This is a genomic window from Agrobacterium vitis (genome assembly GCF_014926405.1).
Classification (GTDB): domain Bacteria; phylum Pseudomonadota; class Alphaproteobacteria; order Rhizobiales; family Rhizobiaceae; genus Allorhizobium; species Allorhizobium vitis_H.
Genome location: NZ_JACXXJ020000005.1, coordinates 3,144,073 through 3,165,016, shown reverse-complemented (window position 1 = coordinate 3,165,016; position 20,944 = coordinate 3,144,073). Strand labels below are relative to the sequence as shown.

20 protein-coding genes are annotated in these 20,944 nt (G+C 57.4%); 15 read left to right on the top strand and 5 right to left on the bottom strand.

Annotated features, from left to right (window positions below):
• Nucleotides 1-18 precede the first annotated feature (18 nt).
• The 14 genes from IEI95_RS26080 to IEI95_RS26015 all read left to right on the top strand — a co-directional run bounded on the left by IEI95_RS26080 (nt 19) and on the right by IEI95_RS26015 (nt 13,942).
• The gene (locus IEI95_RS26080; RefSeq protein ID WP_156538697.1) at nt 19-954 is read left to right on the top strand and encodes a hypothetical protein; all 936 of its coding nucleotides are present in this window, start codon (nt 19-21) and stop codon (nt 952-954) included.
• A gap of 319 nt (nt 955-1,273) precedes the next feature.
• Nucleotides 1,274-3,280, top strand: coding sequence for a conjugal transfer protein TraG (locus IEI95_RS26075; protein WP_156538696.1), 2,007 nt, complete (start codon nt 1,274-1,276; stop codon nt 3,278-3,280).
• 6 nt (nt 3,281-3,286) lie between these two features.
• Nucleotides 3,287-3,712 (top strand): CopG family transcriptional regulator, encoded by a 426-nt coding sequence (locus IEI95_RS26070; protein WP_194417187.1) that lies wholly within the window; start codon nt 3,287-3,289, stop codon nt 3,710-3,712.
• A 300-nt stretch (nt 3,713-4,012) separates the two neighbouring features.
• Nucleotides 4,013-4,969 carry a P-type conjugative transfer ATPase TrbB gene (gene trbB, locus IEI95_RS26065; RefSeq protein ID WP_156538712.1) on the top strand — a complete coding sequence of 319 codons (957 nt, stop codon included), beginning with the start codon at nt 4,013-4,015 and terminating at the stop codon, nt 4,967-4,969.
• A 206-nt stretch (nt 4,970-5,175) separates the two neighbouring features.
• On the top strand, nt 5,176-5,448 hold the full coding sequence (locus IEI95_RS26060; RefSeq protein ID WP_234894867.1) for a TrbC/VirB2 family type IV secretion system protein: 273 nt from the start codon (nt 5,176-5,178) through the stop codon (nt 5,446-5,448).
• The gene (locus IEI95_RS26055; protein ID WP_156538695.1) at nt 5,448-5,711 is read left to right on the top strand and encodes a VirB3 family type IV secretion system protein; all 264 of its coding nucleotides are present in this window, start codon (nt 5,448-5,450) and stop codon (nt 5,709-5,711) included. Before IEI95_RS26060 ends, IEI95_RS26055 begins: the two co-directional genes overlap by 1 nt.
• Before the next feature lie 11 nt (nt 5,712-5,722).
• Nucleotides 5,723-8,227 carry a conjugal transfer protein TrbE gene (gene trbE, locus IEI95_RS26050; protein WP_156538694.1) on the top strand — a complete coding sequence of 835 codons (2,505 nt, stop codon included), beginning with the start codon at nt 5,723-5,725 and terminating at the stop codon, nt 8,225-8,227.
• Nucleotides 8,224-9,009, top strand: a complete 786-nt coding sequence (gene trbJ, locus IEI95_RS26045; protein ID WP_194417186.1) for a P-type conjugative transfer protein TrbJ — start codon at nt 8,224-8,226, stop codon at nt 9,007-9,009. The genes trbE and trbJ overlap by 4 nt, the downstream gene beginning before the upstream one ends.
• 13 nt (nt 9,010-9,022) lie before the next feature.
• On the top strand, nt 9,023-9,340 hold the full coding sequence (trbK-alt, locus tag IEI95_RS26040; RefSeq protein ID WP_156538692.1) for a putative entry exclusion protein TrbK-alt: 318 nt from the start codon (nt 9,023-9,025) through the stop codon (nt 9,338-9,340).
• Nucleotides 9,333-10,739, top strand: coding sequence for a P-type conjugative transfer protein TrbL (trbL, locus tag IEI95_RS26035; protein ID WP_156538691.1), 1,407 nt, complete (start codon nt 9,333-9,335; stop codon nt 10,737-10,739). Before trbK-alt ends, trbL begins: the two co-directional genes overlap by 8 nt.
• Entirely contained in the window at nt 10,739-11,428 is a 690-nt protein-coding gene (gene trbF / locus IEI95_RS26030) for a conjugal transfer protein TrbF (RefSeq protein ID WP_156538710.1), read from the top strand. Before trbL ends, trbF begins: the two co-directional genes overlap by 1 nt.
• 17 nt (nt 11,429-11,445) lie before the next feature.
• The gene (gene trbG / locus IEI95_RS26025) at nt 11,446-12,480 is read left to right on the top strand and encodes a P-type conjugative transfer protein TrbG (RefSeq protein WP_194417368.1); all 1,035 of its coding nucleotides are present in this window, start codon (nt 11,446-11,448) and stop codon (nt 12,478-12,480) included.
• On the top strand, nt 12,477-13,709 hold the full coding sequence (locus IEI95_RS26020) for a TraB/TrbI/VirB10 family type IV secretion system protein (RefSeq protein WP_156538689.1): 1,233 nt from the start codon (nt 12,477-12,479) through the stop codon (nt 13,707-13,709). The genes trbG and IEI95_RS26020 overlap by 4 nt, the downstream gene beginning before the upstream one ends.
• Nucleotides 13,706-13,942, top strand: coding sequence for a DUF2274 domain-containing protein (locus IEI95_RS26015; RefSeq protein ID WP_156538688.1), 237 nt, complete (start codon nt 13,706-13,708; stop codon nt 13,940-13,942). Before IEI95_RS26020 ends, IEI95_RS26015 begins: the two co-directional genes overlap by 4 nt.
• Here the strand turns inward: IEI95_RS26015 and IEI95_RS26010 are convergent, their stop codons facing one another.
• The 4 genes from IEI95_RS26010 to IEI95_RS25995 all read right to left on the bottom strand — a co-directional run bounded on the left by IEI95_RS26010 (nt 13,943) and on the right by IEI95_RS25995 (nt 18,501).
• Entirely contained in the window at nt 13,943-14,872 is a 930-nt protein-coding gene (locus IEI95_RS26010) for a LysR family transcriptional regulator (RefSeq protein ID WP_156538687.1), read from the bottom strand.
• Between the two features lie 359 nt (nt 14,873-15,231).
• Nucleotides 15,232-16,491: an ATP-grasp domain-containing protein gene (locus tag IEI95_RS26005; RefSeq protein ID WP_156538686.1), complete on the bottom strand. Its 1,260-nt coding sequence runs from the start codon at nt 16,489-16,491 to the stop codon at nt 15,232-15,234.
• Nucleotides 16,492-16,521: 30 nt separating this feature from the next.
• Nucleotides 16,522-17,265: an SDR family NAD(P)-dependent oxidoreductase gene (locus IEI95_RS26000; protein WP_156538685.1), complete on the bottom strand. Its 744-nt coding sequence runs from the start codon at nt 17,263-17,265 to the stop codon at nt 16,522-16,524.
• A gap of 9 nt (nt 17,266-17,274) precedes the next feature.
• Complete coding sequence (locus IEI95_RS25995) at nt 17,275-18,501, bottom strand: AMP-binding protein (protein ID WP_156538684.1); 1,227 nt, start codon at nt 18,499-18,501, stop codon at nt 17,275-17,277.
• 168 nt (nt 18,502-18,669) lie between these two features.
• Between IEI95_RS25995 and IEI95_RS25990 the strand changes: the two genes are divergently transcribed.
• Complete coding sequence (locus IEI95_RS25990; protein WP_156538683.1) at nt 18,670-19,551, top strand: LysR family transcriptional regulator; 882 nt, start codon at nt 18,670-18,672, stop codon at nt 19,549-19,551.
• A 144-nt stretch (nt 19,552-19,695) separates the two neighbouring features.
• Here the strand turns inward: IEI95_RS25990 and IEI95_RS25985 are convergent, their stop codons facing one another.
• A complete protein-coding gene (locus tag IEI95_RS25985) occupies nt 19,696-20,895 on the bottom strand; it encodes an MFS transporter (RefSeq protein WP_194417185.1) in 1,200 nt (399 codons plus the stop codon).
• Nucleotides 20,896-20,944: the final 49 nt, after the last annotated feature.

Below are 20,944 nucleotides of genomic sequence, written 5' to 3'. Positions count from 1 at the left end.
TGACGGAAAGGGAAGATTTTGGTTGTCGTTGATGAACGCTTGTCCAGGGGTCTTGTCCGTGCGGAAACGCGTGGGCTGACCGACGCGCTCAATCGACATGCCGGGGATGTTCTCAAAACCTTCTATGATGGTGTCATTCCGCATTTTGAAAAGCACAACCGCCTGACTCTCTTGGGAATGCAGGCGATAGCCGATGATTTGGACAAAAAAGCAAGGGCCGCCTTCAGTCCGTTATGGTGCGATACGGAGCTTTTGCCGCCGACACGGGGACGGCCGCAATCGGGCTCCTATGAAATGCTGCATTACTGGATCAATCCGAAGCCGGTTGACGGTAACTCGAGCCGGCTGATGATGATCGCGATGTTTTCGGCATGGGGCACGCGTAAACAGATCGCGTTGCGGGCGCACGATACGCTCACCAGTTTTTATGAACACGCCGCGCAGCGGTTGCTGCAGCGTTGCGGCAGCAGGGAAGCGGCGGTCCGTGCCATTGGCCAGCGTCTCGTTGAAACCATCATCATCCCTACGCTTGCGCTGCATGAAGCACCGCAATCTCTGGCGGACACCGAATTTCCGATCCCCTTCATGAATGGACTTCTCCTCGGCCGCTTTATCCGCCGCTCGACCGAAAAAATCGATGGAGAGAGCCGGATGATCGGGCGAGGTGGATGGGGCAGACGACCTGTCAATCTTCAGGCATCATTGGAATTCGTCGTCAAAACCTACATCGGTCCCGAGGAAATAAAGCAGGATCAGGAACTGATCGCGCGGCGGATTGAGGAGTGGCTGGCTGCTCACCAAGGTGAAGCGGAGACTATCCGCCGATACATAGGCTACAAACTCGGGACCTTATGGGACAACGGTCATATATCACGCCAGGATTTTGATGGCCTAAGGGAGGATTTCTGGAAATTGCACAGCGAAATTACAGCCGTGCAAGAAGGTCTTCGATAGCAACGCCCTTCGTGACATCCGCGCCGTATTCGCTTGCTACAGTTTAACGCTGAGCAAATTATGTTGGAACTGGTTGCGGCGGCGTGAGTCTCGCTGTTCATGGACGCTACCTGATTTTCTACGCCGGACGCCAAGCAGGCGTTGTGGTGATCGAACGAATCTTGCACGGCGCCCGCCATCTGGATTGGCTCGACCTGTAAGGTCACAAGCGAAAATCGCCTGTCTTTGTAGGTCGGAGCGCGAAGTGCAATAAAAGCTCCTTGAAAGGGTGTCCCTCAGGCATCCTCTATTTCTCCCGCCAATGTTCGCGGGAGAAACCTTGTCTGCTACCAAGATCCTTTGGGGTCCAATCCTGACCGTCCTGTTCATTGTGTTCGCCTCCATCTGGAGCGCGACGCAATGGACCGCGTGGCAACTTGGCTTTCAACCCCAACTGGGCGAGCCGTGGTTCGAGTTCGGCGATATGCCGGTCTATCCACCACCGGCGATTATCTGGTGGTGGTTCTTTTACGACGCCTATGCGCCGGACGTCTTCATGACGGGCGGGATCATCGCGGCGTCCGGCGGTTTCATCGCCATTGTCGTTGCCATCGGCATGTCCGTATGGCGGGCGCGGGAGGCCAAGAATCTCGCCACCTACGGTTCGGCCAGATGGGCGGACGAACAGGAAATCCGCTCCGCTGAGTTGTTTGGTCCGGATGGCGTGATTCTCGGTCGCTATGGCGGCGAATATCTCCGTCACGGCGGTGTCGAACACATACTTTGTTTCGCTCCGACGCGATCCGGCAAGGGTGTCGGCCTTGTCGTGCCGACACTGCTGACATGGCCGGGAAGCTGTATCGTCCACGACATCAAGGGAGAGAATTGGGAACTGACAGCCGGCTGGCGTTCCCGCTTCGGTCGTGTCCTGCTGTTCGATCCCACCAATCCGGCTTCCGCAGCCTACAATCCCCTGCTGGAAGTGCGCCGGGGAGACGTGGAGGTTCGTGATGTGCAGAACATTGCCGATATTCTCGTTGATCCCGAAGGGATGCTTGAGCGTCGCTCGCATTGGGAGAAGACTTCTCATTCGCTGCTGGTTGGTGCGATCCTGCATGTTCTCTATGCGGAACAGGACAAGACCCTGGCCGGCGTCGCTTCGTTCCTCTCCGATCCGAAGCGGCCGATCGAATCCACCTTGCGCGCAATGATGCTGACCAATCATCTTGGCGAGGCCGGCCCGCATCCCGTCGTCTCATCGGCGGCGCGGGAACTGCTGAACAAAAGCGAGAACGAACGGTCAGGCGTTTTGAGCACGGCCATGTCGTTTCTCGGACTTTACCGCGATCCAGTCGCAGCGAAGGTCACGTCCTGCTGCGACTGGCGCATTGCCGATCTTGTCTCATCCGACAAACCGGTCACGCTCTACCTCGTCGTGCCGCCATCCGATATCAGCCGTACCAAGCCGCTCATCCGTTTGGTGCTCAACCAGATCGGGCGCAGATTGACGGAGGATTTGCACGCGAAGGACCGTCGCCACCGCATGCTGATGATGCTCGACGAGTTTCCCGCCTTGGGAAGATTGGACTTCTTCGAATCTGCTCTCGCCTTCATGGCAGGCTATGGAATCCGCGCATTCCTCATCACCCAGAGCCTCAATCAAGTGGAAAAGGCATATGGGGCGAACAACAGCATTCTCGACAATTGCCACATCCGTGTCGCCTTCTCCACGAATGACGAGCGGACAGCCAAACGGCTGAGCGACGCTCTTGGCACCGCCACGGAAATGCGGGCGATGAAGAACTATGCCGGCCACCGGCTTTCGCCCTGGCTGGGGCATCTGATGGTGTCACGGCAGGAGACGGCCCGCGCGCTTCTGACGCCCGGAGAAGTCATGCAGCTTCCGCCGACCGACGAAATCGTGCTCGTGTCCGGCCTGTTTCCGATCAGGGCGAAGAAAGCGCGGTATTTCGAGGACAAGAGGATGTCGGAGCGAATCCTTCCGCCGCCCGCGATTTCTCCGGCTCAGCGAGCCAGTAGCGGTTCCGACGATTGGGTCGGGCGTGTGGCCGCTGCGCCACCCGAACCGCCTGGGCCGTCCGAGGGTGCGGCGCTGTTGGCTTCCCTGGATGAGAGCGACACGACCAATTCCGGCATTCGCAAGGAGCCGGAATTGCCCGAGCATGAGGACGTCGACACCGCTCCGTCCAAGGAGCCGGCCAATGAATTTGAACTGCTGGAGGACGATCCCGACGACGAGGGGATACGCTCCCGCGCGTTGCGTCGTCAGATGCTTGGCGTGGCGCGTCAGGTTTCTCTCGATCCGAACGATGGACTGGAGTTGTAAAACGCCGTGAAAGAGCAGCTTTCCATATACCTGGAACCCGATCTCCTCCGCGCCGTGATTGCCTATGCCGATCGGCACAAGGTCTCGAAATCGGTCGTCGCTGAAGCGGCCATCGCGTCTTTCCTGTCTCCCGACACGGCAGAGCGACAGGAGGCGGCCATCACCCGCCGCCTCGATCGGTTGACCCGCCAGCTACAGCGCTGCGAGCGCGACATTGGTATTTCGGTCGAGACGATGGCGCTATTCGTCCGCTTCTGGCTGATCTCGACACCGGCGCTTCCCGAAGCCTCACAGGCCGCCGCCCGAGCCAAGGGTCTGGAGCGTTACGAGGGTTTTGTCGAGGCGCTCGGTCGGCGTGTAGCCAAGGGCAGCTCCTTCTTGCGAGAGGTGTCGGAAGATCGGGGCGAAGCAATCGAGAAAAGTCCAGAGTAACAGGTAAGTTACGCTATGCGACTTCTTTGCTCTCTACGTTTGTCGAGGAACATGGAGGTGGATTGCTGATCGAAGCAGCCTTGCTGGAGTGCGATTGTCACGCCTATCGTTCAAAAGCGAAAATCGCCTGTCTTTGTAGGTCGGAGCGCGATTAGCACCTTTCCCTTGTTGCAAAAGGCAGTTTCCTGTCTCTTCTAATCATCCCCGTCAGCGGCACGAGAAACCTCGCCGCGAGAAACGGGGACCATCGTGGCACATCATCACCATCATGACCGGGACGTGATCTCTCGCAGCGTGCGGATGCTGCGCACGGCGCTTGGGGCGTCGATCGTCCGCTATCTTGAAGATCCCGCCGTCGTCGAGGTGATGCTGAACCCGGATGGCCGCTTGTGGGTGGACCGGCTGAAGGAAGGTCTTGCCGATGCCGGCGAGGTTCTGTCGCCGGAAGACGGCGAGCGCATCGTTCGGCTGGTCGCCCATCATGTCGGCGCGGAAGTCCATGCCAGCAATCCCCGCGTATCTGCCGAACTGCCGGAAACGGGCGAGCGGTTCGAGGGACTTTTGCCGCCCGTCGTCACGGCGGCCGCCTTCGCCATCCGCAAGCCCGCCGTCGCCGTGTTCACCCTGTCGGATTACATCGCTGCCGGGATCATGACGCAGGCGCAAGCCGACGTGCTGCGCATCGCCGTCGAAAAGCGCAAGAACATCCTTGTCGCGGGTGGCACCAGCACCGGAAAGACCACGTTGGCGAATGCGCTTCTGGCTGAAGTCGCCAAGACCGCCGACCGCGTGGTGCTGATCGAAGACACCCGCGAACTGCAATGCGCCGCGCCCAATCTGGTCGCCATGCGGACCAAGGACGGAGTGGCTTCGCTCTCCGATCTTGTGAAGTCGTCGCTGCGCCTGCGTCCCGACCGTATCCCGGTTGGCGAGGTGCGCGGCGCTGAAGCCCTCGATCTCCTGAAAGCATGGGGAACCGGCCATCCCGGCGGGATCGGTACGATCCACGCCAATACGGCCATCGGCGCGCTTCGGCGACTCGAACAGCTCGTGCAGGAGGTCGTTATCACGGTCCCGCGTGCGCTGATCGCCGACACGATCGATCTCATCGCGGTTCTCTCCGGCCGCGGCTCCGCCCGCCGCCTTTCCGAAATCGCCCTCGTGGACGGGATCGATCCCGTCACCGGCGATTACCGCACCTTGTCCGCTCAACTTTCCACTGACCGTCAGCCACTCCCGAAAGGAGAAGACCAATGAATGCGCATGTTTCGCCTGTCATGCCCGCCAAGTCCGTTCCGTTCATCCTGTCCGAGGTTCCCGCCGAGCCGTCCGCGCCCGACGAACCGACGTCGCCGGTTAATACCGTTCCGCTTGCCGATACGGTGCAGCCCGCCGCGCCCAGGTCGGGGGTTCTGCACGAAACGCGCAAACGCCTTTCCAGCTCGACGGCTCTTGCCACGATCATGGTGATGGCGGCGGCACCTGCTGCCCGGGCCTCCGGCTCCTCGATGCCGTGGGAGGAACCGCTGCAACAGATTCTGGAAAGTATCGAAGGCCCGGTTGCCAAGATCGTCGCCGTCATCATCATTATCGCCACCGGCCTCGCGCTCGCCTTCGGCGATACCGGCGGTGGGTTCCGCAAGTTGATCCAGATCGTCTTTGGCCTGTCAATTGCCTTCGCGGCGTCGAGCTTCTTCCTGTCGTTCTTCTCGTTTGGCGGCGGAGCGCTCGTTTAATGGAAGAAGATGTTCACGGCTTCTTTGCGCCTGTTCACCGGGCGCTGACCGAGCAGATATTGCTCGGCGGCGCTCCCCGCGCCGTCGCCATCGTCAACGGCACATTGGCCGGGGCGGTCGGCTTGGGCCTTCGCCTCTGGATCGCCGGACTGGTCATTTGGGCCATCGGCCATTTCGCCGCCGTATGGGCGGCACGGCGTGACGCGCAATTCGTGGACGTCGGCCGCCGTCACCTGCGCTATCCGGCGCATCTCAGTGTGTGAGGAGACGGCCGATGCTCAATCTCTCCGAATATCGCAAGCGTTCCTCACACCTTGCCGACTTCCTGCCCTGGGCGGCGCTGATCGCACCGGGCGTCGTTCTTAACAAGGACGGATCGTTCCAGCGCACCGCCCGGTTCCGTGGTCCCGATCTCGACAGCGCCACGCCGTCCGAACTGGTCGGCACCACGGCAAGGCTGAATGGCGTGCTTCGTCGTCTCGGCTCCGGCTGGGCGATCTTTGTCGAAGCGCAACGCAACCCGGCCACTGAATATCCCGAAAGCATGTTTGCCGACAGTGCATCGGCCCTCATGGACGTGGAGCGCCGGGAGCAGTTTGAAGAATCCGGGTTGCTCTACGAGAGCAGCTACTATCTCACCTTCGTCTGGTTGCCGCCCGCCGAAGAAGCCTCGCGCATGGAAGGCTGGCTTTACGAGGGCCGCGAACGCTCCGGCGTTGATCCGCGGGAATTGCTCAAAGGTTTTATCGACCGCACCGACAGGGTGTTGCACCTGGTCGAAGGTTTCGTGCCGGAAGTGGCGTGGCTCGATGATGCCGATACGCTCACCTATCTGCATTCCACCATATCGACCAAGCGCCATCGCGTCCGCGTTCCCGAAACGCCGATGTATCTCGATGCGCTGCTGGCCGATCAGCCGCTTGCCGGCGGGCTGGAGCCAAGGCTGGGCGATTTCCATCTTCGCACCCTGACTGTGATCGGCTTTCCGACCGTGACCTTTCCGGGGATACTGGACGATCTCAACAGGATCGCCTTTCCCTATCGCTGGTCCACGCGGGCGATCATGCTCGACAAGACCGACGCCACGCGGCTGGTGACGAAAATCCGTCGGCAATGGTTCGCCAAGCGGAAGTCCGTCGCCGCCATCCTCAAGGAAGTCCTGACCAACGAACAATCCGTTCTTCTGGATTCGGACGCGGCCAATAAGGCGGCCGACGCCGATGCGGCCTTGCAGGATCTCGGTTCGGATCAGGTGGGCGAAGCCTATGTGACCGCAACCGTCACTGTATGGGATGCAGACCCGCGCATTGCCGACGAAAAGCTCCGGCTGGCCGAAAAGGTCATCCAATCCCACGACTTCACGGCTATCGTGGAGACGGTGAATGCGATCGAGGCATGGATGGGCGGCATTCCCGGCCATGTCTATGCCAATGTCCGGCAACCGCCGATCTCGACCTTGAACCTCGCGCACATGATGCCGCTCTCCGCCGTCTGGGCAGGACCGGAAAAAGACGAGCATCTTGATGCGCCCCCGCTGTTCTATGCCAAGACGGAAGGCGCAACGCCGTTCCGCTTCTCGCTCCATGTCGGTGATGTCGGCCATACCATGGTTGTCGGACCGACAGGTGCTGGCAAGTCGGTCCTGTTGGCGCTGATGGCCCTGCAGTTCCGCCGTTACGAGCGCAGCCAGGTATTCGCCTTCGACTTCGGCGGCAGCATAAGGGCCGCCACGCTTGCCCTGGGCGGCGACTGGCAGGATTTGGGCGGCTCGCTCTCCGACGACACATCGCTGATGAACACCGTGTCGCTCCAGCCGCTCGCCGGCATTCACGACACGCCGGAACGGGCATGGGCCGCTGACTGGCTGGTGGATATTCTGGTCCGCGAAGGCGTGGAAATCACGCCGGACGTCAAGGAACATCTCTGGACGGCCTTGACCTCGCTCGCATCTGCGCCGGTCGTGGAACGGACGATTTCCGGGCTTGCCGCGTTGCTGCAAGCCAATGCCTTGAAGCAGGCGCTTCGCCCGTACTGCATCGGCGGTCCCTATGGCCGGTTGCTCGACGCGGAGATGGAATGGCTGGGCGAGGCTTCCGTACAGGCTTTCGAGACTGAAGGGCTGATCGGAACCGGGGCGGCTCCCGCCGTACTGTCCTATCTCTTCCACCGCATCGAATCCCGTTTCGATGGCCGCCCTTCACTTCTCATCATTGACGAGGGCTGGCGGGCGCTGGACGACGGTGGTTTCGCGCAAAAAATCAAGGAATGGCTGAAGACGCTTCGCAAGAAGAATGTCTCGGTGGTCTTTTCCTCGCAGTCGCTCGCCGACATCGAGGCGTCACCGATAGCGCCGGTTATTGTCGAAAGCTGCCCGACGCGCATCTTCCTCGCCAACGAGCGGGCCATCGAACCGCAGATCGCCGCTGTCTATCGGCAATTCGGCCTCAATGACAGACAGATAGAGATTGTCGCGAGGGCCACGCCGAAGCGGGACTATTACTGCCAGTCGCGCAGAGGAAACCGGCTGTTCGAGCTTGGCCTTGGCCATATCGCTCTCGCACTTTGCGCGTCCTCCGACAAGCCGGCTCATGCGCTGATCGACAAACTCATGAAGGACGGAGCGAAACCGTATTTTCTCGGAGCATGGCTGGAGGCCAGGAGTCTTCGCTGGGCCGCCGATCTTATTCCCGATCTCACCAATGTCATTGACCAGCCCACCGCGAAGGACGGCGGGCCGGTCTCCCTTTCCCCGTCATCCGAAGAGGAGATTGCTCCATGAGGAATATCGCCCGTTCCCCGCGCAGCCGGGTTCTTGCATGCGCCGTCAACGCTTCCGCCATCCTGCTTCCTGTCACCCTGCCGCTTGCCTTGATCCCGTTCACGCCGTCTCTGGCGCTGGCATGGCGCATCGTCTATGACCCGACGAACTACAGTCAGAACCTGCTTTCCGCCGCCCGCGCACTGGAGCAGATCAACAATCAGGTGACGTCTCTCGCCAATGAGGCGCAGATGCTCATCAATCAGGCGAAGAACCTCACGTCTTTGCCGACGTCCCTGCTCTCGAAGATCGAGGGCAACTTCGCCGAGATGAAGTCGCTTTTGAACGAGGCGGACCAGCTCGCCTACAATGTCCAGAACATCGAAACGCAGTTCAACGCGACCTATCGTGATTTTGCCTCAGGCGACCGCACCGCCTCGCAACTGGTGTCTTCGGCGCAACAGCGCTGGCAGCAATCGTTATCGGCCTTCGAGCACTCGCTGAAGGCCGGAGCCGTCGCGGTCGAAAACATCGATGGCACGCAGGAGCAGACGAGCGAGCTTGTTACCGCCAGCCAATCGTCTGTCGGTGTGCTTCAGGCGACGCAGGCCGGCAACCAGCTTCTCGCCGTGCAGGCCAAGCAGATTTCCGACCTCACCGCCATGCTGGCGGCGCAGGGTCGCGCCGATGCGCTCGAACAGGCAAGGCAGGCATCTGCGCAGGAACAGGCGCGCGAGCAGTTCTCCCGCTTCATGACCGGGACTGCCTACAGTTCGTCCAGCGTTCGCATGTTCCACGATTGAGGAGCTTGCAACGATGGACCTGAAGATCGCCGCCCGGATGATCGCCGTCTTCGCAATCGGTGCAGGGCTGACCGCCGCAATCACGGCTCTGCATGACGATGAAGACCGGCCCGATGCCGCCGTCCCCGGCATCGAGCGTCCGGGCGGCGACCCTTCCCCTCTATCGGCCGCAAAAAGCCAGCTTGCCCGTTGCCGCGACCTTGGCACGGCGGCGCTCGAAGACGTCGCTTGCCGCAAGGCATGGGCGGAGAGCCGCCGCCGCTTTTTCCGCATGGACAAGCCGGATCGGCCGACGCCGCCCAAGGCGAGCGGGGAGACCGCGCATGAATAATGTCGGCGTCATCGATCGTTTCCTTGAAACTTTCACATCTTATATCGATAGCGGTTTCGGCCTTCTCAGTGGGGAAATCGCGTTTCTGACGTCCACGCTGATCGTCATCGATATTGTTCTGGCCGGCCTGTTCTGGGCATGGGGCGCCGATGAGGACATTATCCAGCGGCTGGTGAAGAAGACCCTCTATATTGGCTTCTTCTCGTTCATCATCGGCAATTTCAACAACCTCGCCAAGATCGTTTTCGAGAGCTTTTCCGGGCTTGGCCTGAAAGCTGGCGGCTCCAGCCTGTCCGGCTCCGAGCTTCTTCAGCCCGGTCGGGTTGCACAGGTCGGCCTCGACGCCGGCGATCCGATCCTGACCGCCGTGGGAGAGTTGACCGGCTATATCTCCTTCTTCGAAAATTTCATTCAGATCTTCGTACTGCTGGTGGCATGGGTCGTGGTGCTGATCGCCTTTTTCATCCTGGCGATCCAGATTTTCGTGACGCTCATCGAATTCAAGCTCACCACACTGGCGGGCTTCGTCTTGATCCCGTTCGCGCTGTTCAACAAGACGGCCTTCCTTGCCGAAAAGGTGCTCGGCAATATCGTCGCGTCGGGCGTCAAGATCCTCGTACTCGCCGTCATCGTCGGGATCGGCTCCGGTCTGTTCAGCGAGTTCACCGCCGGTTTCTCCGAACAGCCCACCATCAGCGAAGCCCTCTCGCTGGTTCTCGGCGCGCTCGCGCTGATGGGCCTGTCGATCTTCGGCACGGGCATCGCCACCGGCCTTGTCTCCGGTGCGCCGCAGCTTGGCGCGGGTGCCGCGGTCGGAACCGGCCTTGCCGCCGCCGGTATCGCTGCCGGTGGCTTCATGGCGGCGAAAGCCGGGGCCGGTATGGCCGTCAGTGCGGCCGGTGGCGCGGCGCGTGGCGGCGCTGCTTTGGCCGGTGGTGCCAAAACCGCCTACGGGCTGGGTGACGCTTCCGTGGGATCGACCGGAACCGGCGGCGGTGCGGCTGGCATGATGGGTGTCGCCAAGGCTAGTGCCGGCATGATCGTCAATCGCGGCAAAGAGGCTGCCTCTCGCGCCGGGGAGTCCATGCGCTCCAGCTACCGTTCCGGACAGGCCGCCGCATGGAGGGCGACGGGCGGCAAGAACGACGTCAATCCGGGCGGTGCTGGTGGCGGCAAGGCCGCCAACGATCCGCTCTATGCCGGTGCGCAATCTTCCAAGGCCGTTTCCGGTTCCGACATTTCCCCGCAATCCGCATCTGCGTCCGCGCCCGATTGGGCGCAGCGGATGCAGCGCAACAGCACCATTCACCACGGCGTCAGTACCGCCGCCCATGCGGTTCGCTCCGGCGATCACGGCGGCGGCTCCATGTCCGTTTCTCTCAATCAGGATGACAAATGATGACACTCTTCAAGCGTCCTTCCGTGCGCTATGCCCGCACGCCCGAACCCGAAACGCCCTATCAGTGCGCCGGACAGGCATGGGACGAGCGGATCGGTTCCGCCCGCGTGCAGGCGCGCAACTGGCGGCTCATGGCCTTTGGTTCTCTCTTTCTTGCCGGTGGCTTCGCATCCGCCCTTGTCTGGCAGTCGACACGCGGCACGGTGGTTCCGTGGGTGGTACAGATCGACCGTTTCGGCGAGGCGCAGGCCGTGGCTCCTGCCGTGGCCGATTATCGGCCGACCGATCCGCAGATCGCATGGCATCTCGCCCGTTTCATCGAGCAGGTGCGCAGCATTCCGGCTGACGCCGTGATCGTGCGGCAGAACTGGCTTCGCGCCTATGAGTTCGCCACGGACCGCGGCGCGATCGCGCTCAACGATTATGCGCGGGCGAATGATCCCTTCACGAAAGTCGGCAAGTCGCAAATCTCGGTGGAGATTTCCAGCGTCATTCGCGCCTCGCCGGATTCGTTCCGCATCGCATGGGTGGAGCGGTCCTACGAGAACGGCCAGCTTTCCGGCACCGAACGCTGGACGGCGATCCTGACCGTCGTGATCCAGCAGGCGCGCACCGCCGAAAAACTCCGGGCCAATCCGCTCGGTGTCTATGTCAACGCAATCAACTGGTCGAAGGAAATGGGGCAATGAAGACGAATGAATCACGCATGAAGTCGCGGTACGCATCCGGAATGGTTCTTGCTCTGGTATCGGCAACCGTGCTGGCAGGGTGCGCCAAGAAATACATTCCCCCGGAAATCGACTATGACGATGCGGCTCCCGCCATGCTCAGGGCCGATCCGGTCGCGCCGGTAAAGGTGGTCGAGGTGCCGAAGACCTTGCCGCTGCCTGGACAGTTGAAGCCGGTCGATGGCGGTAAAGCGAAGGTGGAATCGACGGACCCAAAGCAGCGGATCAGCGCCGCGAATGAAGCGGCCAGAATGCAGCCGGTTCGCGACGGCTTCATCAACGCCGTGCAGGTTTATCCCTTCTCGCTCGGCGCGCTCTATCAGGTCTATGCCGCTCCCGGTCAGGTGACGGATATCGCGCTTCAGCCCGGAGAAACCCTTGTCGGCTCCGGCCCGGTCGCCGCCGGCGACACGGCGCGCTGGATCATCGGCGACACGGAGAGCGGCGCAGGCGCGACGAAACAGGTCCATATCCTCGTGAAGCCGACACGGCCGGATCTTCAGACCAACCTTGTCATCAACACCAACCTGCGCACCTATCACCTGGAACTGCGATCCACGGAAAAGACCTACATGGCGTCCGTCTCGTGGCAATATCCGGCCGACCAGCTCATTGCGCTGCGCCGTCAGAATGCCAGAGCAGCGGAAACGCAGGCGGTCGCGTCCGGCGTGGACATATCGAAGATCAACTTCCGCTACCGCATCGAGGGCGATGCAGCGCCCTGGCGGCCGCTGCGCGCCTTCGACGATGGAAGCAAGGTCTATATCGAGTTTCCGTCCGGCATCGGACAGGGAGAAATGCCGCCGCTCTTCGTCATCGGCGGATCGGGCAATTCCGAACTGGTCAACTACCGCGCCCGCCAGAACTATTATGTCGTGGATCGCCTGTTCGCAGCCGCGGAACTTCGGCTTGGCGATAAGGACACGCAGAAGCGTGTCCGCATCGTCCGCACCGATGGGCGGCCGGCGGCGGCCAAGCGCACGGCGCTGTTTTCCTCTGGGGGCGACCGATGAGCGGACAGGCACCATCACCGCAAACGGACATTGCCGCGCAATTGCGCCTGCGCCCGGAGCCGCCGCGCGTCACCCGTCTTTCGCGGAAAGTTCTGATCGGAGCCGGCGGCGTGGCGGGCATCGCCATTGCCGCTGCCCTGTTCTGGGCGCTCGACACCAGCCGGCGCGGCAACCAGTCCGTGACGGAACTTTACAACGTCGACAACAAGACACCGGCAGATGGATTGGCCGGTCTGCCGAAGGATTATACCAACATACCGAAGCTTGGTCCCGCGCTTCCGGGCGACCTTGGCCGTCCCATCCTACGGGCGCAGGAACAGGGCAAGCCGGTTGCTGCGCCAAACATCCAGACGCCGCGTGTCGATCCCGAAGAACAGCGTCGCCTTGCCGAGATCGAGGCGGCGCGGCTGGCGAAACTGTTCACCGACAGCCGGGGAGAGAGGACGACTGGTAATCAGCAGGTCGCATCCGCCACGGTGGCGACGACAACAGGTTCGGGAATTGATCCGGCGACCGGCCTCACTCTTCCGGCCGAGACGCCGCCGCTCGATTCCGGTTCGGCGCAGAACATGCAGGATCGCAAACTTGCCTTCGTCAATGCAGAGAGCGACAAGCGAACGGTCAGTGCCGACCGGGTGCAGGAGAAAGCATCCCCTTATATCGTGCAGGCGGGAACCGTGATCGCCGCCGCGCTGATGACCGGCATCAAGTCCGATCTTCCCGGCCAGATCACCGCGCAGGTCACTGAACACGTCTATGACAGCCCGACCGGATCGCATCTACTGATCCCGCAAGGCTCCCGCCTGATCGGCCAGTATGACAGCCAGGTCGCGTTCGGCCAAAGCCGTGTGCTTCTGGTATGGAACAGGCTTATCATGCCCGATGGCACATCCATCGTCCTCGAACGCCTTCAGGGTGCCGATCCCCAAGGCTATTCCGGCCTTGAGGATGGTGTCGATTACCATTGGGGCCAACTGTTCAGGGCGGCGGCGCTCTCGACGCTGCTTGGCATCGGAACCGAGATCGGCTCCAGCAATGACGAGAACGAAATCGCCAAGGCGATCCGCGAAAGCGCGCAGGATACCGCGTCCGACGTAGGACAGCAGATCGTCCGCCGCCAGCTCAACATCCAGCCGACGCTCACCATCCGGCCGGGTTTCCCGGTGCGGGTGATCGTTCAGCGGGATTTACTGATGCAGGTATATGGTGCTGCGAAGGAGCCGACATGACCAAGCTGAAGCTCTCCGCCATTCCCGACGACCGGCCGGTGAAGATCACCGTCGAGCTTCCGGCAGATGTGTTTCGGGATTTGCAGGCGTATAGCCGGATTTTGGCCCATATTGCCGGTGACGATCCCACGCCGCCCGATCCAGCGAAGCTCATTGCCCCAATGTTGCAGCGTTTTATGGCGACCGACAAGGGGTTCAGGAAAGCGAAACGATCCGACAAAACCACGACCTGATTACCTCAATATTTTTTTGTGACCTACAAAGATATAGCGTTCGTGGAGCAAATGAATAAAGCGCTTCAACACTGGGTTTGTGTTGTCGGAGCGCCAATGAGCAAGGTGATGAACTCGCGCCATGTGGCCATTTGCTTGGATTTCCCGATAAGCGATCTCCGAATGGACAATGCCAGTGTCTGTCTCATAAACAAGTGCGACCCCATCGCCTTTTCGGACAAGCCCGAGCAGCGAATCTCGTCCCACATCATGATGGACAATCTGCATTTCCGGAGCTTCACCGACACTCGAACGTAGCAGGTCCCGCAGCTCATTTCCCGGCTCATGGCGACGAAGAATGATTTTCTCCGTAGCTAAATCCTCCCAACTAATAGTCGATTTCGTTGCCAAAGGGTGATGGATCGGAAGGGCCGCAAGCACGCGCTCACGCCACAACGGCAGGCAGGAATCACCCACGCCAGCCTGCGACGTCGAAATTTTCACGTCAATCGCATTATTGTTTAGGGCTACTGCAAGATCAGACCGTGGCGCCTCCAGAAACTGGACGGAGATTTCAGGATAGAGGCCGATAAACTGTTTGACGATATCGCAAAGTTCACCATCTAACATTGAAATATAAAAGCCAATCGAAAGCCTCCCGCTCGTTCCTGTCCGCGCTGTATTAGCCAAGCTTAGAACGCTTTCAAGATCAGTAATCACACGGCGAACTCCGTGCAGAAAATCGGCCCCTTCTGGGGTTGGCGTCACGCCATTACCCCTGCGAGTAAATATGCTGATGCCAACCGATTCTTCCAGCGCTCGGATTTTCCGGCTGACTTGAGAATAATGGGTATTGAGTCTCTTGGCGGCGCGAATGAAGCTCCCTTCCTCTGCGATAATCAGCGCCTGGCGAAGTTGCACGAGCTGGATGTAGTTGAGGATCGGCCTCATAGCTAGAAAACCTCGTTTTGATTGTAAAACAGATCAAAGCGGGACCTCCTCGGATTCTACGAATATTATTGAAAATAAGAGATAATCTCGAAATCAGCAGCGTCCCGAGCTGCGCCGATTGAGACCCCAGTCAGAATCAAAATGTCTCTTTTTACCAATCGATTATCTGAGTTTATGGCGCGGGTTACATGCAGTTCTGTTTCACAGAAAGCTAAGGCTCTCCGAAATTGCGGCCCGGCTGAAACAGACGCTGGCGGTTGATGACGTGCCATGAGGCTGGCAAGCCAGATCGATTGTTGCAGCGGACAAGGTCATATAGAAAGTGGGTCGTTACCCCTACATGCACGAACTCTGGGTCGTCATTCCTTAAGTTGATAAAAGGCAGATCCGTCAAGGTAGCGGATAGTTTCGGCGTCGCGGCGCACTATTTCTTCGAGGGAATGCATGAGGGTCACAATGACCGGATAGGTCAGGTCGTCAACGGTTCGGTGAAGTTGTTCCCCTGGTTGAACAAGCTGCCGAATCTCATGAACGGATTCAAGCCGCACTATTTCATCAAGGCCTATGTAACGGTTGAGAATGCCCGAATGCGGGGAAATCAACGCAACAGACGTGAAATGCGAGAGTACTTTATACGGTTCGTTGACTCGCCGCTTAAACCGATCGGGGCGCAGATAAGCGTCCACTGTCCACTCAAGCTGTGATTCTCCAGTAGATAGCCTTGCATGATGTTGGAGATCACCGCCGGCAGTGCGTGCGCCGATCTCGATGAGGCAAGGCCCCGCAGGTGTCATCTTGATCTCAAGATGAGCAGGCCCATTTCGAATATCGAGTGCATCAAGCACTCCATATGCATATTCGACGAGAGTATCAGCTGGACCGCGATCGCGCGGCAGAATGCTAATCGATCCGCAAAGATCGAGAACATTATTTGTACTTAGACGATTGGTCTGCCAGATGTCGCATACATGATGCGCGCCATCGCAGCTTACGGTGTTGACCATATATTCGGGACCCCAAAGGTACTCCTGCGCGACGACCGCATCGTTTTGGGAGGTGTAAACATTTCCGGCGCTGATTAGCTCTTGGTAGGCTCTTGCGGATTGGTCGACCGTATCACAGAAGTGGATACCCCCTCCATTGCCTCCGCGAATAGGTTTAAGGACTACCCGTCGACCGAGCTTGCTATGCCATTCACGAAGATGGTCGTCATCGTCAACCTTGATTTGAGCCGCCGCGGTAAGCCCAGCAGCCCGGATAGTTTCGATCATTCTGAATTTGTCACGCCGGGCCGGACTCTTAGTTGTGCCGTTGGACGGGAGGTTAAGACGCTCGCTGAGAATGTCTGCAAACTCAACGCCCACCTCCGACCCCGGCACGACAGCCAACGGAGAATAATGAGCAATCGCATCAAGGGTGTCGGTCAGATCGCCTGTGTGCGTAATGTTGGCGACATAACCATCTAATTTCAAAGATGATCGAAAAACAATTGGGAGTTCGGGTGAGCTTTGAACCCGAACGCATTTAGCCCCGGCTTGCGTAAAACTTTCAAGCAAGCTTCCTCTGCCGCGATTGGTAGGAAGATATGAATCTACTATTACTACGGTATCTTCGCTCATCTAGATAACCCATCCAAAATGTTACGCTGCTCATCGGCCCAGTTGGGCTCCTCCATTAATCTGGAGAATTTGGCCTGTAACTTGGGCCGCATCGTCGGTTGACAACCAACCAATTAAACTTGCGACCTGTTTCGGATGCGTAACATCCGAAGTAAGGGTTTCGGCTTGGAGTTGTTGCCGACGCGCGCTCGATAGTCGGTCACCAAAGAATTCGGTTTCCGCGACATAGCCCGGGGCGATTGCATTGACAGTAATCCGACGAGATCCGAGCCGTTTTGCCAGATCATATACATACGGATGGAGTGCGCTTTTCGCAGCAGCGTATGAGCCTGTCCCTGATCCCCGAAATGCTGCAATTGAACTGGTTAATACTACCCTGCCGCGTTCTCTAAGTAGAGGGGAGAGAGCCTCAGTCAAAAGTACCGTGGTTAATACATTGACTTTAAAGTTCCCGATCCAGTTTGCTGCGATCCCTTCCAAGTCGGTAGTGGCGGACGGCGTTAAAAGCTCAAAGTTTCCACCAGCATTGTTGATCAAAGCGTCAACGCCGCCATAGTTTTTCTCTACGTATTTGGCGAGCTCAGATACTTGTTCGGGGTCGGATACATCGCTAACCAATGAATCGATTGAATTACCAATTGCCTCTTTCGTCTTCTCAAGGGCGCTTGCACGCCGCCCCACGATAAGTACGCGGTATCCGATCATCACAAGCTTATCAGCTATTGCCGCGCCTATTCCACTTCCACCGCCACTGACGATTGCGAGCTTCGACATTACAAGGCCTCACTGGTTGCTTATCGAATAAATAATATACGGCGTTTTCATAGACCTTCGGTTCGTAGCGAGTTGATCTACCACATGCACACTGATCCGTTCCGGCCTGTCGTGAACCTCGTGGGCTAGTCGGTATAACTTCCCAAGGAGATGGTCACGCACGCTCTTTGAAACCTTGTCTATTGGTTCCATTGCGGCATGCTGGTTGAGCTCAATATGGATTTCCATCCGCTCCTGCGACGAACCGGAATTCACCAAGATGATTTGTGCTGCTCGAACCTGTGGGTGGCTTACCACAACTTCATATGGCTCTTTAGGATAGAAGAGGACCGAGAGAAACTTGACCTGCTCGTCCGATCTTCCTTCCACCATGAACGCACCAGAGCGACCGCAATTGCAGACACACGCCCGTCCTCGGTCTCCAAGCTGGTAACGAACCACTGGATTGATGCAACTTTCATCCAGGCAAGTAATTGTTATCTGCCCCTCCACAAATTCAATGTGCTGGTAAGGTACGACATGAAACGTCCCAACGGTACATTGCGGATAACTTACTCCAATCACCCATGTTTCTGTGGAGCCATATGCGCCATAAATGTCGAGGTTTCCGTAGGAGGTAACTTCATCTAGCGCGGCTTTGCTGAAGGCTTCACCTGTCCAGATGATCTTTTTGAGTGTCGTCAGTCGTTTTTGAGTTTCATTCAGGCGCCCAAGCACTAGGCCGATCTGGGTGGGGGTGCCGGCTAATGTGGTCGCACCAACCGCTTCGAAGAATGGTAACCACCGGTCGACCGCTTCGCGGTCTCCCAAAGGGCCGAGGGGAACGCCGATTGCGCCTGCGCTATGACTAAGGGCATTGAAAAAAGGGGACATCGACCCGAGCTCAGCGCCTAGATTTAAGTTCATTACAACATCATTAGCTTCGAGCGGGTCCCAGACACGAGTAATTCTATCAAGAAACATCCCACTAGGGATTACGCTGATAAGAGGTTCGGAGGTAGTTCCTCCGCTCCCTAGAACTATTGCTCCTGCTGGTTGCGATCGGGCGCGAGCCAGCAAGCTTTCTTTCATTGCTCTAAAGTCTGATTTTTGGAGAATTGGTAGCGAACTTAGCAACGCGCCATGTTGGAATGGGGCATATGCGTCGGCCAATTCGGGAATCCCTGCGGCCAATTGAACGATGCTTGACGAAATTTCAGAATCTGGAATCAAACTTTCTTGGTTGGAGAGATTCATCACATTGCCCTCAGTGTTCGCTTGCGTTGTCACCGGCAGAAGTCTGTTGATGAGCTAGTTGCGTATGCCACATCATTTTTCCAAAAGCTGTTATTTTCCATTAAATTAGTAGACTATTGATAGATCAAGACGCATACTTGTATCGCTCAATGCGACGGAGGCATCGAAATGGAGTTTGCGCAACTGCGTCACTTTGTTGCTCTAAGTGAGGTGTTACACTTTGGTCGCTGTGCTCAACAGCTAGGTATTGCGCAACCGCATCTAAGCCGCTCAATCGCAAGCTTGGAAGCTGAGCTCGCAGTGCGACTCTTCGACCGAACAAGTCGGCGTGTCGCGCTTACCCCTGCAGGCAAAGCCTTCCTCACCGAAGCTTTTGAAATTCTGCATGGACAACAGCGCGCGATCAACGCTGCGCGGACAGCTCACCTTAGGGAACGAGAAACTCTTCGTATTGGATTTGTGTCAGCCGCAACATTTCAGATTCTTCCGGAAACAATTCGGCAGATGCGTGCGCTCATTGACGTACATGTAGAGCTTATGGAGCAAACAACCAACGATCAAATAGACTTTTTGCAAGGCGGAAACATTGACATCGGATTGGGGCATCCCCCTGTTACCGCCGGAGACCGGGTAGCAGTCGATATACTCCGACCTGATGGTTATGATGTCCTCTTTTATGAGGGGCATCCGCTGGCTACCGATACTTCCGTTTCGTTCGACCAAATTGCAGGCGAAGACTTCATCTTGTTTCCTGAAAATGAAGGGCCAGTTTTCTACAACAAGTTTCGCGATCTATGCCGGAAGGCAGGAAAAGAAATGAAAGTACCGCACGTTGCTACCCGGATGCATACCATCCATAGTCTCGTTTCCGCCCGATTGGGCATCGCATTCGCCCCATTTCATACACGAAGCATCCATGTAGAAAGAGTAGTTCGTGTACCTTTGATACCTTATCCTGAGTCGTTGAACCTTGATCTCGCAGCGTTTTACGATCGATTAAATAGAAAGCAATCTCTGAAGTTATTTCTCAAAATTGCGAGAGGACTTTGAGCTCGGGTGCAGGCAGTAAGGTCGACGGACCGAAGGTCACTCCTCGGGTAGTATCGCGGCCGCATGAGTACACTCCGTCATTCACGAAAAAACAGTGATGAAGAGAAGTAATTGAATAGACCACACGAGAATGAAATGCGGAATTTAGATGTACTTCTTCCCCAAGGAAAACAAAAATTGCGCCAGAAAGCCCGCTGCGAGCAGAATCAGACCAGAAAATGAGAGGATGATTTGATATTGGTCGATCGCTAGATGTATAGAGCTTGTAAAAAATGAAACAAATAAAGGCGCTAAAAACATACAAAAATTGAATAACGCATTTGTCAATGAAATGACGATGTGATGGGATTGTTGATCGAAAGCGCTAAGTATCCAAATCGAAATGAAAGGATACGAAAGTGCATAAGAAACTCCGAAAATCACCCCACAAACGGCGACTGCTTCTGGAGTCTTAACCAAAGCCATAGCCATAAGAGATATGGCCATCGAGGCGATCGCCCAGCCAGAAACGTAGGCATCATTAAACTGCTTGAGAAAATTTACGATGAAAAACCGCGAAGCAAAAAGGCCAACAGTCGCTGCTACAATAAAAAGCGAACCCGGGAGATCTCTACTTCTTGCTGCGTAGGGAAGAAAGGATATTACATATCCCCATATACTTCCTGCAATAAACAAACATAGAAGCGGGAGCCAAGAGGCAGGCTTTAGAAGTATAGTAGAATAATTTGCCGTCGCGTCGAACGTGCCGTACTTATCGCTCCCCCGAACCCATATTAAAAAAAACAGAACGAGGGATATAAATCCGGGTGATGCCGTAACGATAAAGTACTGCGCACTACCATAGTTTGAAATGTACCATTCGGCTAAAGGCGGACCTAACAAGTTAGACCCTGGGATCGTTGACGTATAGATGGCAAACAATGTCACCGTGCGCGGCCCATTTAACATGCCTTTTACAAAAGTGAGCGCCGCCGGGTAAAAAATACCGGCACCCATCCCATACACCATACGCGACAAAAATATCCCGCCGGAAATTTGTGAAGAAACCTCGAAGCTTAAGTGGCAAATACACATAATCGCCATTCCCGCAAACATAAGAACTGTTGTTCCTAAGCGAGCCATTAGCGGTGCCGCCAGCAAGCCAAATATCAGAGCGAAAATCGCCGTTGAGGCCATCGCGTACCCCGTTATCGAAGCGGAAATGCCTTTTGCCTCCATCACTCCGGGCAAAAATGCCTGACTTGTTGTCATGGAAAAGCCAAGCAAAGTAGCCACGCAGGTAACGACGAATGTACCCTTTTGAAATGCTGGCATTTCAGCGCCAAGAACGGATGATGGATGCATTTCAAGCTTTCCTCTGGGCTCAGACGGAGAGATATCCGACATGAATGGA